Here is a 12,207-nt window from a genome sequence, read left to right on the forward strand (position 1 = left end):
CCTCACCCCGCTCCCGTCGAGCCGGCGTCCGGCCCGCTCGCGCTCGACGTCAGCAGCGCGCGGCGACGCGGGTCGAGCACGTCGCGCAGCGCGTCACCGAGCAGGTTGAACGCGAGCACCGTCAGGAAGATCGCGAGGCCGGGGAACACGGCCATCCACCAGGCCTGCTCCATGAAGGCCCGGCCCTCGCTCAGCATGAGTCCCCACGAGGAGTTCGGCGGCTGCGTCGCGAGCCCGAGGAACGACAGCGCCGCCTCCGACAGGATCGCGAAGGCGAGGCTCACCGACGTCTGCACGATGATCGGCGCCGCCGCGTTCGGCAGGACGTGGTGGAAGAGGATCCGGCGGTCGGGCGCCCCCACGGACCGGGAGGCGCGCACGTACACCTCCTCGCTCACCGAGAGCACCGCGGCGCGCGTCACCCGGGCGAAGATCGGCACGTAGACGATGCCGATGGCGATCATGGCGTTGCCGGTACCGGGCCCGAGCAGGGCGAGGACGGCGATGGCCATGAGGACCGCGGGGAAGGCGAAGAGCACGTCCATGAACCGCATGAGGACGGCGTCGAGCGGGCCGCGGTAGTAGCCGGCGAGCAGCCCGATGAGCACCCCGGCCACGAGCGAGATGCCGACGGCCACGAAGCCGACCTGCAGGCTGACGGTCGCGCCGAGCACGACGCGGTCGAGCACGTCCCGGCCGAGGTCGTCGGTGCCGAAGGGGTGTTCCAGCGAGGGCGGCATGAGCCGAGCGGCGATGTCGACGTCGTTGGGCCCGTCGGGCGCGATGACGTCGTCGAGGAGCGCGACGACGACCACGACACCGATGACGAGCAGCCCGAACGCCCCGCCCGCGCGGTGGGCGACCAGCACGAGCGTCCGCCAGGCCCGGGCGAGCCCGCCGTTGGCGAGCCGGTCCCGCCGGCCGGCGCGGGCGGCCCGCTCCTCCGCGTCCGCCGGCCCGGGCCCGTCCGGACCGGCGCCGTCGGGGCGGTCCGTCGCCGGCGCGCTCACCGGGTGCCCACCCGCGGGTCGAGGGCGGCGTAGGACAGGTCGACGAGGAGGTTGACGACGAGGAAGACGGCGGCGAAGAGCAGCACCGCCCCCTGCAGCAGCGGGAAGTCGCGGCTCTGCACGGCCTGCAGCGCGAGCTCGCCGAGGCCCGGGTAGCTGAACACGATCTCCACGACGACCACTCCGGACAGCAGGTAGGCGAGCTGGACGCCGACGACGGTGACGAAGGGCAGCAGCGCGTTGCGCATGACGTGCCAGCCGAGGACCGTCGGGCGACCGAGGCCCTTCGACCGCGCGGTGCGGACGTGCTCGGCGTCGGAGGCCTCGAGCAGCGACGAGCGGACGAAGCGCGTGAGGATGCTGCCGCTGGTCACCCCGACCGTCACCGCCGGGAGGATGACGCTGCGCAGCCAGCCGGCCGGGTCCTCGCTGAGCGGCGTGTACCCGCCTACGGGCAGGGACACGAGCGGGGCGACGAACACGATGAGGAGGATGCCCATCCAGAAGTCGGGGATGGAGATGCCCGCCTGGCTGACGACCGTCGCGACGCCGTCGACGACGCTGCGCGGCCGCAGCGCCGAGATCGTGCCGAGCGGGATCGCGACGAGCAGGGCGACGAGGATCGACATGCCCGCGAGGCTGAGCGTCGCGGGCAGCCGCTCGAGGATGAGCTCGGTGACGGGGTCGCCGCTGCGGAAGCTGACGCCGAGGTCGCCGGTGAGGGCGCCGGAGAACCACGACCAGAACTGCACGAGCACCGGCTGGTCGAGACCCGCCCGCGCACGCAGCGCGTCGCCGGTCTCCTCGGTGTAGCGGCTGCCGAGCGCGATGCGCACCGGGTCGCCCGGCACGAGCTGGAGGATGGCGAAGACGAGCACCGCCACCCCCAGCAGCACCGCGGCCGCCTGAGCGACCCGGGACAGGACGTACGTCCTCATCGCCGGGCCGCGCAGGCGCTCGGTGCCGTCACGGCCGGGGGCTCGGCCGCCGGGTGCGCCGTCACCCGCCCGTCCCTCAGCCGCCGAGCTCGACGGTCTCGAAGTTGATGGCGCGGTCCGGGCGGACCGTGTAGCCCGTCAGGTCGCTGCTCCACGCCTGCAGCACGTCGGGGTTGTAGTAGTAGAGGTACGACACCTCGTCGACGATGATCTCGACGGCCTGGTCGTACAGCTCCTTGCGGGCGTCCTGGTCGGTCTCGGTGGAGCCCTGTGTGAGCAGCTCGTCGACCTCGGGGTTGCTGTAGCCCTGGAAGTTGAACCCGCCGTCGGTGATGTGCTGCGCGTGGTAGTACCCGAACGGGTCGAGGTTGCCGATCCACGACCACGAGAAGGCGTCGAAGTCGCCCTCGCCCTGCCGGGTGAGGAACGCGCCCTCCTCGACGGTGTCGGGCGTCATGGTGACGCCGATCTCGGCGAGCTGGCTCGCGAGGACCTCGGCCGCGGTCACCGCCTGCGGGGCGGTCGCGGGGACCATGAGGGAGAACTCCAGGCCCTCGGCGCCGGCGTCGGCGAGCAGCTGCTCGGCCTCGGCCGGGTCACCGGAGAACGGGGCGTAGTCGGTGGCGAAGAACGAGCTCTCGGGGATCGCCGTCTGGTTCGCCGAGCCGGCGCCGAAGGTCGCGGCCTCGGCGATGGCCTCGCGGTCGACCGCCGTCGCGATCGCCCGGCGCACGTCGACGTCGTCGAAGGGCGGCTCGGTGAGGTCGAAGGCGAGGTAGTAGTAGTCCGTCGAGCCGACCTGGCCGAGCTCGACGCCCTCCTCGTCCACGAGGCCGGCGAGGTCCTGCGGCGGCACGTTGTCGGTCCAGTCGATGTCGCCGTTGCGCAGGGCCGTCAGCGCGGCCGCGGACTCCGGCACGTACTGGAACTCCACGCCCTCGACGAAGGGACCGTCGCCCCAGTACCCGTCGAAGGCGGCGAGCTCGGCGCCGCCCGCGCTCGTGGACTCCAGCGTGAACGGGCCGGTGCCGTTGGCCTCGTTGGCGAGGTCGAGGTCCTCCGCGGCGCCCTCGGGGAGGATCGCCATGCCCTTGAACCCGCCGATGTTCGCGAGCAGGTTCGGCGTCGGCGCCGTGAGGTTCATGACGACCGTCTGCGGGTCCGGCGTCTCGATCGACTCGACGTTGGCGAAGCGGAACGCGTTCGCCAGCTGCTCGTCGATGATGCGGTTGAACGAGTACGCGACGTCCGCGGAGTCGAGCTCGCTGCCGTCGTGGAAGGTCACGCCCTCGCGGAGGGTGAACGTCCACGTGAGGCCGTCCTCGCTCGTCTCCCACGACTCCGCGAGCGAGGGCTCGAACGTCAGGTCCTCGGCGTTCGGCACGACGAGGGTGTCGTAGACGTTCTCGAGCACCTGGAAGCTCGCGTACGCGCTCGTCGAGTGCGGGTCGAACTGGTCGGGCGTGCCGGTGATGGCGGCGACGAGCGTGCCGCCCGCCGACGCCTCGGCGTCGCCCGGCTCGGCGGACGCGCCGGCGTCCGGGGCCTCCTCGAGGCCCTCGCCCTCGACCCCGCCGCCGCTGGAGCACGCGGCGAGCGTGAGGGCGGCGACGGCGAGCAGGGGGACGGTCCGCAGGGCGCCCGAGGCGCGACGGGCGCCGGGAGCGGGGGTCAGGTACCGGGAGCGCGTGGGGAGTCGCACGACGGCTCCTTCCGGGGGCAGGCGGCAGGATGCTGATCACTGGCCTATCGGGGAGCCGCGGGCCGGGCCACCCAGGACGCGCGAACCGGACGATTCGTTACCCGTTCTTTACCCTCCGCCCCCCTCTGCCCGCCCGCGCCGGTGGACCGGACCTGGCCCCGTGAGGCAGGATCGGCACCGTCGGGACGCAGCCGTCCGACACCGTGCGACGGAGCATGCGCCCCCTCGCCGGCCGACGACGGCTCCCGGCGGGAGGCCCGGGACCCCGGGCCGCCTTCACGACGGATCGTCCGGCACGTACCTGCCGGTGAAGGGAATGGCACAGCCATGGCCACAGTGACGTTCGCCAAGGCCTCGCGGCTCTACCCGGGGGCCGAGCACCCCGCGGTCGACGAGCTGCAGCTCGACATCGCGGACGGGGAGTTCCTCGTCCTCGTCGGCCCCTCCGGGTGCGGCAAGTCGACCTCGCTCCGCATGCTCGCGGGCCTGGAGGAGGTGACGAGCGGCAACATCTACATCGGCGACCGCGACGTCACCGACATGCCCCCCAAGGACCGCGACATCGCGATGGTGTTCCAGAACTACGCGCTGTACCCGCACATGTCCGTCGCGGACAACATGGGCTTCGCGCTCAAGATCGCCGGCACGCCGAAGGACGAGATCCGCAAGCGGGTCGAGGAGGCCGCGAAGATCCTCGACCTGTCCCAGTACCTCGAGCGCAAGCCCAAGGCCCTGTCCGGCGGCCAGCGCCAGCGCGTCGCCATGGGCCGCGCGATCGTCCGCAGCCCGCAGGTGTTCCTCATGGACGAGCCGCTGTCGAACCTCGACGCCAAGCTCCGGGTGCAGACCCGCACGCAGATCGCCTCGCTCCAGCGCCGGCTCGGGGTCACGACGGTCTACGTCACCCACGACCAGGTCGAGGCCATGACGATGGGCGACCGCGTCGCGGTGCTCAAGGACGGCGTCCTCCAGCAGGTCGACAGCCCCCGCAACATGTACGACAAGCCGAACAACGTCTTCGTCGCCGGCTTCATCGGCTCCCCCGCCATGAACCTGCTCGCCTTCCCCGTCACAGAGGACGGCGTGCAGTTCGGCACCACGACGCTGCCGATCGAGCGCGACGCCCTGTCGCGCGCGACCGGCAAGGAGGTGACGGTCGGGGTGCGGCCGGAGGACCTCACGATCTCCACCGACGGCCAGGGCCTGCCCGTGCAGGTCGACGTCGTCGAGGAGCTCGGCGCCGACGCGTACATCTACGGGACCACCGACGCCGGCCACAAGGTCGACGTCGACGACCCCGACATGCGCGGCGAGGACCGGGCGGCCACGGGCGACAACATCATCGCCCGCACCGACGGCCGTCGTCCGCCGCAGCGCGGCGAGACCGTGCACCTCGTCCCCTCGGGCGGCCACGTGCACTTCTTCGACATGCAGACCGGAGCCCGCCTCTGAGGTGGTCCCCGGCCCGCTGAGGAGGGTCTGACGTGCGACGGGCGCCCCGCTCACCGTGGGGCGCCCGTCGCCGTCGTGGCGGCGGCGAGGGTCGCCGTCGGGAAGGATGGGCACCGTGAGCACGGCCCTGGAGATCACGTCGACGACGCCCGAGAGCGGGCTCCTCGACCTGCCGTGGGAGCTGCCGCTGGAGACGTGGCCGGAGGAGCGCATCGCCGCGCTCCCCCGCGGCATCAGCCGCCACATCGTGCGCTTCGTGCGGCTCGGGCACCGCGTGTACGCCATCAAGGAGATCAACGAGCCCATCGCGCGGCGCGAGTACCAGATGCTGCGGAACCTGCGGCGCCTCCAGGTGCCCTCGGTCGAGCCGGCCGCGGTCGTGGCGGGCCGGCAGGGCACCGACGGCGAGCCGCTGGAGGCCGCCCTCGTCACCAGGCACCTGCAGTTCTCGCTGCCGTACCGGGCGCTGTTCAGCCAGACGCTGCGGCCGGACACCGCGACCCGGCTCATCGACGCGCTCGCGGTGCTGCTCGTGCGCCTGCACCTGCAGGGCTTCTACTGGGGTGACGTGTCGCTGTCGAACACGCTGTTCCGGCGTGACGCCGGCGAGTTCGCCGCGTACCTCGTGGACGCCGAGACCGGCGAGCTGTACCCGCAGCTGTCGCCCGGGCAGCGGTCGTACGACCTCGACCTCGCCCGGGTCAACATCGCCGGGGAGATGTTCGACCTGCAGGCCGGCGGTCTGCTCGACGAGGACTTCGACCCCATCGCGGCGAGCAACCGGATCGTCGAGCGCTACGAGTCGCTGTGGGCGGAGCTCACCGACGAGGAGGAGTTCGACCGCGGCGAGCGCTGGCGGGTCGACGCCCGCATCCGGCGGCTCAACGAGCTCGGCTTCGACGTGGGCGAGCTGTCGATCACGACCGACTTCACGGGCACGACGGTCCACATCCAGCCGAAGGTCGTCGACGCCGGCCACCACACGCGCCGGCTGCTGCGCCTGACGGGTCTCGACGTGGAGGAGAACCAGGCACGGCGCCTGCTCAACGACATGGACTCCTTCGCCGCCGCCAACGACCTGCAGGGCGAGGACGAGGAGATCGTCGCCCACACGTGGCTCGCGACGGTGTTCGAGCCGGTGACGCGCGCGGTCCCGCCCGCGCTGAAGGGCAAGCTCGAGCCCGCCGAGGTGTTCCACGAGGTGCTGCAGCACCGCTGGTTCCTCAGCGAGTCCGCCGGGCACGACGTCGGCACCGAGCAGGCGATCCGCTCCTACCTCGCCGACGAGCTCGCCCACCGCCGCGACGAGAAGTCCGTCCTCGGCGGCATCGACACCGAGCCCATCCCCATCGTCGGCGACACCTGGTAGCGGCGACCCCTCCGTCCGCCCGGCGCCCCCGCCCCCCGCGTCCCCGCCTCCGCCCTCCGCGCCCCCGCCGGTTGTGGGACGCCACGCACCCCACCGGGCGTGCGGACGTGCGCGACGTCCCACGACCGGGGCGGACCTCCGGGTGGTGGGACGTCGCGCACCCCTCTGGCCGCACGTCCGTGCGCGCGACGTCCCACGACCGGGGCGGGCCGGGCCTCGACCGCGTCCTAGCCAGGCGGCGGGGCCACCGTGAGGCGGACCTCGCCGCCGGTGCGGGCCGCCGTCTCGACGGTCCGCAGCTGCAGCAGGGCAGGGTTGTCCGCGAGCATGCGACCCGCGTTCTGCAGGGCCCGGAGCGCCGCCACCTCGCCGCGGGCGCGCTCGAGCTGGGCGCGGCCCTCGAGCTGCGCGGTCGCGAGCGCCGTCACCGCCCGCCGCACCTCGCCGGGGACGACGACGTCGCGGACGACGACTCCCTCGACCGCCACGCCGACGGCCTCGGCCGCGGCGCGGACCGCGGGCGCGACCGTCTCCCCGGCGCGGGCGCGGCCGGCGAGCAGCTCCTCGAGCGCGGCCGACGCCGCCCAGTCGCGCAGCGCGACCTGCAGGGCGAGGCGGACCTCGCCGAGCGGGTCGGCGGACACGTCGAGCCAGCGCTCGGCGTCCGCGACACGCCACGTGAGCGCGGCCGAGAGACCGACGCCCGGGACGTCGGCCGCCGCGACCTCCTGGCCGGTGAGGAGCAGCGTCGCCCGGCGGGTGTCGACCCGCTCGACCTCGCGGCGCCACCAGCGCCACGCCATCGGCAGGCGGTGCCGGCCGGGCCCGAGGACGGCGGTGGTGCGCCCGTCGACACGGACGACGGCGACGGTGCCGGGCGAGACGGTGGTCGTGGTCATGGTGGCCTCCTCCCGGGGGCGCTCGGTGGTCGTGGTGGACGGGCTGGACGGGCCGCCGGTCGCGCCCACCGGCACCGACGGGCACCCGCACGGGTGCGGGCACGCAGGTCGACCCCGGCTGCCGGGCGCGGCCGACGGCCCTGAGGGAGTCGAACCCAGGGTGTTGACAGCACCTGCCACCAGAACGGCACGTCCCCAGGTGGAGCGCGGGACACCGGTCGGCTACGCCGTGGCGCCGCTCCCGAGGACGGCCGTGACGGTACGGGGCCGCCCCCGGGGCGCGCGACGCCTTTTCGCCACGGGTCGCCGAAGGGTCAGCAGCAGGCGGCCACGGCCGCTTCGCGCTCGGCGCTGCGACCGTGCGAGGAACCGGTCACGAAGCCGCGGTCGGCCGAGGCCACACCGACCGAGCACACGCCTGTCTCCGGCAGGTCGAGCCGCACGTCGTCGGCCGCGGCGAGGTCCCCGGCGAGGGCTGCAGCCACGGAGCGGACCTGCTCGTAGCCGGTCGCGAGCAGGAACGTCGGCGCGCGGCCGTAGCTCTTGGCCCCGACGACGTAGAAGCCCGGCTCCGGGTGCGCGAGCAGGGCCGCCCCGTGCGGGGGCACCGTGCCGCAGGAGTGGGTCTCCGGGTCGACCAGCGGCGCGAGGCCCCGCGGGGCCTCCAGCCCGGGGTCGAGGTCGAGGCGCAGCTCGCGCAGCATGTCGAGGTCGGGCCGGAAGCCGGTGGCCGCGACGACGACGTCGGCGGCCAGGGTCCGCTCGTCGCCGTCACCCCCTGTACCGGTGAGCAGCACGCCACCGTCGCCCGCACGGACCCGCGTCGTGCGGAAGCCCGTCACGAGCTCGACGGCACCGGCCTGCACGGCCCGGCGCAGCCGCTCGCCCAGCAGGCCGCGCGCCGGCAGGCCGTCCCGGTCGCCGCCGCCGTAGACGCGCTCGGGCGAGGACCTGCGGACGGCCCACGTGACCGTCGTCCCGGGCACCTCGCGGCCCAGTCGGGCGAGCTCGAGCAGGGTCGTGACGGCCGAGTGGCCCGCCCCCACGACCACGACGCGACGTCCGGCGAGGCGGGCACGGTCCCGCCCGAGGACGTCCGGCAGGGGACCGAGGACGGCGTCGCCCGCCTCGGCCTCGCCGAGCGCCGGGAGCCCGGACGTGCCGAGCGGGTTGGGACGGCTCCACGTGCCCGTCGCGTCGATGACGGCCCGCGCCCGCAGGTCCACCACCTGGCCGTCGCGACGCCGGGCCCGGACGACGAACGGCTGCCCGGCCCGGTCGGCGACGTGCGTCTTGTCGAGGCCCTCACGGGCGACGGCGAGGACGCGGTGGCCCGTGAGGACGCACGGCCGCAGCGCCGGGGTGTCGGCGAGCGGGGCGAGGTAGCGGCCGACGAGCTCCGCGCCGCTCGGCAGGGCGGTCGGCCTCGGCGCTTGCCAGCCGGTCGCGGCGAGGAGCCGCGCGGCCGCGGCGTCGACGTCGTAGCGCCAGGGGGAGAACAGCTGCACGTGCGACCACTGCCGCACCGAGGCGGCGACGTCGTCGCCGGCCTCCAGCACCAGCGGTTCCAGCCCCCGCTCGAGCAGGTGCGCGGCGGCGGCCAGGCCGACGGGGCCGGCCCCCAGCACGAGGACGGGCAGGTCGGCGGTGCGTGCGGTGGTGTCGGGGCTGCTCATGGCGTGACGGAACCACACGCATCGATGTACGTCAATATTGACGAGCGTCGATGCCTTTCGGGTACCGTGCCGCCATGCCCGCCTCCTCGGCCACCGCCCGCCAGACGTCGCCGCTCGCGTGCTGCGCCCCGCTGGTCCGCGCGCCGCTCGACGCCGGGACCGCGGACACCGTCGCGCGGACGCTCAAGGCCGTCGCCGACCCCGCCCGGCTCCGGCTGCTGTCGCTGGTCGCCGCGTCGGAGGGACAGGAGGCGTGCGTGTGCGACCTGGTGGACGCGGTCGACCTGAGCCAGCCGACGGTCTCGCACCACCTCAAGGTCCTCGTCGAGGCGGGTCTGCTGGTCCGCGAGAAGCGCGGCGTGTGGGCGTGGTTCGGGCTGGTGCCCGAGGCTCTCGACGACCTCGCGCGGGTGCTGGCGGCACCCGCGACCTGAGCCAGGGCCCCCTCAGGCGGCAGGCACCCCGATATCCTCGAGCAGCCGGCGGACGCGGCGCTCGATCTCGTCCCGGAGCGGGCGCACCTCGTCGACGGCCTTGCCCGCGGGGTCCTCGAGCACCCACTCCTCGTAACGCTTGCCCGGGAAGACCGGGCACGCGTCCCCGCAGCCCATGGTGATGACGACGTCCGCCGCGCGCACGGTCTCGTCGGTCCACGGCTTGGGGAACTCGCCCGAGATGTCGACGCCGCGCTCGCGCATGGCCTGCACGGCGGCGGGGTTGACCACCGTCCCGGGCTCCGAGCCGCCGGACCACGCCACCGCACGGTCTCCCGCGAGCTGCTGGAAGAAGCCCATGGCCATCTGCGACCGACCGGCGTTGTGCGTGCAGAGGAAGAGGACGGTGGGCAGGCCGTCGTCGTGGCGACCCTCGATCCGCGCCAGCGCGCGCAGCCGCTGCCGCGCGAAACGCTCGGCCATCAGGGGCAGGAACCGCGCGACGGTGGCGCGCTCGGCGAACTGGTCGTAGCTGGACACGAGGAACCGCTCGATGGTCCCGGCGCCGTAGACGCCCGCGAAGTCGTCCGCGAGCCGGGTCGCGGCGGTCCGCAGCGCGACCTGCTGGTCGAGGTCGATCCCGGCCCGACGGTGCAGCCGCGAGAGCGTCGCCCCCGAGTCGTGGTGGGTGTCGGTCATGGTGCGGGCTCCTCAGGTGGGTGGGTCCGCGAGGGCCCGGCCGAGCCGGTCGACGCGGGCGGTGATGTCGAGGAGCGCGTCCTCGAAGGCGTCGTCGGTGCCGACCCGGACGGGGTCCGGCACCGACCAGTGCAGGTCGACGGGTCGTGCGGCGGCGAGCGAGGTCTCGTAGGCGCCGTCGCAGACCGCGACCACGAGGTCGTCCGCCCGCACGACGTCGTCGACGTGCGCCGGAGTGCGACCGGTGAGGTCGAGGCCGTGCCGGGCGGCCGCCGCGACCGCCCCCGGGTGCACCTCCGGTGCGGGCTCGGTGCCGGCGCTCGCCGCCGCCAGCCGCGAGGCACGCGTGAAGGCGACCGCGGCGAGGTGGGAGCGCGCGGAGCTGTGGGTGCAGACGAACACGACCCGCGGGGCGCTGCGCGCGGTGGGCACCGCGAGCGAGGCGTCGAGGAGCGTCACGTACGTGCGACGCCGGTCGCCCTCGGAGCGGCGCCGGGCCACGATTCCGGCCCCCTCGAGCACCTTGAGGTGGTGCGCGAGCAGGTTGCCGGGCACACCGAGCGCCGCCGCGAGCTCGCCCGGCGCGAGGTCACCGAGGGCGAGCAGGTCGACGGCATGCAGCCGCGTCGGGTCGGCGAGCGCGGCGTGCACCGCGGCCCGCCGCCGCAGGCCCGCCGCCGCGCTGTCGTCGCCACCCACGCGCCCAGCCTGACGCTCAGCCGGTATTGAGTCAAGACTTGTTGAGCGAAATTGGACAGCCGTCCGTTCCTGCGGCAGCATCCGACCGTGCCCCTCGCGCCGGTCGACGACCTGTCCCCCGACGCCGTCGCCGGACGCCGACGGACGCTGCTGCGCAAGGCGCTCGCCGAGCTCGTGGGCACCGCGCTGCTCCTCGCGACCGTCGTCGGCTCGGGCGTCGCGGCCACCCGACTGACCCCCGACGACGTCGGCGCGCAGCTGCTGTACAACTCCGTCGCCACGGGCGCGGTCCTCACCGCCCTCATCCTCGCCCTCGGGCCCGTGTCGGCGGCGTTCAACCCGGTGGTGACGCTCGTCGAGCGAGCGCTCGGCGCCCTCGACAACCGCAGCGCAGCGGCGCTCGTCGCGGCGCAGTGCCTCGGCGGCGCCGGCGGCGTCGTGCTCGCCAACCTCATGTTCGAGCTGCCGGCCGTGTCGACCGCGACCACCGTCCGGTCCGGTCCGGGCATGTGGCTCGCCGAGGTCGTCGCCACCTTCGGGCTCGTCCTCGTGGTGTTCGGCGTCGTCCGCACGGGTCAGACCCGGCACGTCGCGGTCGCCGTCGGCGCGTACATCACCGCCGCGTACTGGTTCACCAGCTCCACGAGCTTCGCCAACCCCGCCGTCACGCTGGCCCGCACCCTCTCGGACACCTTCGCCGGCATCGCCCCGGCCTCGGTCCCGCCGTTCGTCCTCGCCCAGCTCGCCGGCGGCGCCGTCGCGCTGCTCGTCGTCCGCGTGCTCCACCCCGACCCCCGGGCGGCCGCGCGCGCGGTCGTCCACCACGCCGAGGAGGCCCCGTGACCCACCCGCCCACCGACCGGCCCACCGACCGGCCCCGCCCGTCCGTCCTGTTCGCCTGCGTCCACAACGGCGGGCGCTCGCTCGCCGCGAAGGTGCTGACCGAGCACCACGCGGCCGGCGCCGTCGAGGTCCGCTCGGCCGGCTCGCAGCCCGGGACCGACCTCAACCCCGTCGTGGTCCAGGTCCTGCACGAGCGGGGCCTGTCGACCGAGGGCGAGCGACCGAGCCTGCTGACCCGCGAGGGCGTGGAGGCCGCGGACGTCGTCGTGACGATGGGCTGCGGGGAGGCGTGCCCGTTCGTGCCGGGGAAGCGGTACGAGGACTGGGAGCTCACCGACCCCAAGGGCCGGGACCTCGAGACGGTCCGGGGGATCGTCGAGGAGATCGACCGTCGGGTGCAGCGGCTCGTCGCCGAGCTCACCGCCGGCTGAGCGCTCGGGCGGCGCGCACGGACCGAGGGCCCGGCCCGGCCCGGCCCGGACGAAG

Annotated in this window: 12 protein-coding genes; 5 read left to right on the plus strand and 7 right to left on the minus strand. The window is 74.5% G+C overall.

All coding sequences use genetic code 11. The annotated features are described in order from the left end of the window. Positions 1-2: 2 nt before the first annotated feature. The 3 genes from WAA21_RS08955 to WAA21_RS08965 form a co-directional block, all read right to left on the minus strand. Entirely contained in the window at positions 3-1,010 is a 1,008-nt protein-coding gene (locus tag WAA21_RS08955; RefSeq protein ID WP_336922439.1) for an ABC transporter permease, read from the minus strand. After that, the gene (locus WAA21_RS08960) at positions 1,007-1,948 is read right to left on the minus strand and encodes an ABC transporter permease (RefSeq protein WP_336922440.1); all 942 of its coding nucleotides are present in this window, start codon (positions 1,946-1,948) and stop codon (positions 1,007-1,009) included. Before WAA21_RS08960 ends, WAA21_RS08955 begins: the two co-directional genes overlap by 4 nt. A 76-nt stretch (positions 1,949-2,024) precedes the next feature. Continuing rightward, positions 2,025-3,650 carry an ABC transporter substrate-binding protein gene (locus tag WAA21_RS08965; RefSeq protein WP_336922441.1) on the minus strand — a complete coding sequence of 542 codons (1,626 nt, stop codon included), beginning with the start codon at positions 3,648-3,650 and terminating at the stop codon, positions 2,025-2,027. A 327-nt stretch (positions 3,651-3,977) separates the two neighbouring features. On the opposite strand from WAA21_RS08965, the gene WAA21_RS08970 reads away from it, so the two are divergent. Continuing rightward, a complete protein-coding gene (locus WAA21_RS08970) occupies positions 3,978-5,102 on the plus strand; it encodes an ABC transporter ATP-binding protein (protein WP_336922442.1) in 1,125 nt (374 codons plus the stop codon). A gap of 106 nt (positions 5,103-5,208) precedes the next feature. Beyond that, positions 5,209-6,471 carry a DUF4032 domain-containing protein gene (locus WAA21_RS08975; protein WP_442893254.1) on the plus strand — a complete coding sequence of 421 codons (1,263 nt, stop codon included), beginning with the start codon at positions 5,209-5,211 and terminating at the stop codon, positions 6,469-6,471. 227 nt (positions 6,472-6,698) lie between these two features. Here the strand turns inward: WAA21_RS08975 and WAA21_RS08980 are convergent, their stop codons facing one another. Next, entirely contained in the window at positions 6,699-7,370 is a 672-nt protein-coding gene (locus WAA21_RS08980; RefSeq protein WP_336922444.1) for an SPFH domain-containing protein, read from the minus strand. Positions 7,371-7,684: 314 nt separating this feature from the next. Further along, entirely contained in the window at positions 7,685-9,046 is a 1,362-nt protein-coding gene (locus WAA21_RS08985) for an NAD(P)-binding domain-containing protein (RefSeq protein ID WP_336922445.1), read from the minus strand. A gap of 74 nt (positions 9,047-9,120) precedes the next feature. On the opposite strand from WAA21_RS08985, the gene WAA21_RS08990 reads away from it, so the two are divergent. Then, positions 9,121-9,480 (plus strand): metalloregulator ArsR/SmtB family transcription factor, encoded by a 360-nt coding sequence (locus tag WAA21_RS08990; RefSeq protein WP_336922446.1) that lies wholly within the window; start codon positions 9,121-9,123, stop codon positions 9,478-9,480. 12 nt (positions 9,481-9,492) lie between these two features. On the opposite strand, the gene WAA21_RS08995 is transcribed toward WAA21_RS08990, so the two are convergent. Then, complete coding sequence (locus WAA21_RS08995; RefSeq protein WP_336922447.1) at positions 9,493-10,179, minus strand: arsenate reductase ArsC; 687 nt, start codon at positions 10,177-10,179, stop codon at positions 9,493-9,495. Between the two features lie 12 nt (positions 10,180-10,191). After that, the gene (locus WAA21_RS09000; protein WP_336922448.1) at positions 10,192-10,878 is read right to left on the minus strand and encodes an arsenate reductase/protein-tyrosine-phosphatase family protein; all 687 of its coding nucleotides are present in this window, start codon (positions 10,876-10,878) and stop codon (positions 10,192-10,194) included. Positions 10,879-10,965: 87 nt separating this feature from the next. On the opposite strand from WAA21_RS09000, the gene WAA21_RS09005 reads away from it, so the two are divergent. Together WAA21_RS09005 and WAA21_RS09010 are read left to right on the plus strand one after the other, a co-directional pair. Continuing rightward, positions 10,966-11,721, plus strand: a complete 756-nt coding sequence (locus WAA21_RS09005) for an aquaporin (protein ID WP_336922449.1) — start codon at positions 10,966-10,968, stop codon at positions 11,719-11,721. Then, on the plus strand, positions 11,718-12,152 hold the full coding sequence (locus tag WAA21_RS09010; protein WP_336922450.1) for an arsenate-mycothiol transferase ArsC: 435 nt from the start codon (positions 11,718-11,720) through the stop codon (positions 12,150-12,152). The genes WAA21_RS09005 and WAA21_RS09010 overlap by 4 nt, the downstream gene beginning before the upstream one ends. The last annotated feature ends 55 nt before the right edge of the window (positions 12,153-12,207 follow it).

Source organism: Aquipuribacter sp. SD81, assembly GCF_037153975.1.
Taxonomy (GTDB): domain Bacteria; phylum Actinomycetota; class Actinomycetes; order Actinomycetales; family JBBAYJ01; genus Aquipuribacter.

What these genes read in the sequence shown, in the direction of transcription:
- WAA21_RS08960 (WP_336922440.1), bottom strand. Translation starts at nt 1,948, where the DNA reads ATGAGGACGTACGTCCTGTCCCGGGTCGCTCAGGCGGCCGCGGTGCTG.
- WAA21_RS08970 (WP_336922442.1), top strand. Translation starts at nt 3,978, where the DNA reads ATGGCCACAGTGACGTTCGCCAAGGCCTCGCGGCTCTACCCGGGGGCC.
- WAA21_RS08975 (WP_442893254.1), top strand. Translation starts at nt 5,209, where the DNA reads ATGGGCACCGTGAGCACGGCCCTGGAGATCACGTCGACGACGCCCGAG.
- WAA21_RS08980 (WP_336922444.1), bottom strand. Translation starts at nt 7,370, where the DNA reads ATGACCACGACCACCGTCTCGCCCGGCACCGTCGCCGTCGTCCGTGTC.
- WAA21_RS08985 (WP_336922445.1), bottom strand. Translation starts at nt 9,046, where the DNA reads ATGAGCAGCCCCGACACCACCGCACGCACCGCCGACCTGCCCGTCCTC.
- WAA21_RS08990 (WP_336922446.1), top strand. Translation starts at nt 9,121, where the DNA reads ATGCCCGCCTCCTCGGCCACCGCCCGCCAGACGTCGCCGCTCGCGTGC.
- WAA21_RS08995 (WP_336922447.1), bottom strand. Translation starts at nt 10,179, where the DNA reads ATGACCGACACCCACCACGACTCGGGGGCGACGCTCTCGCGGCTGCAC.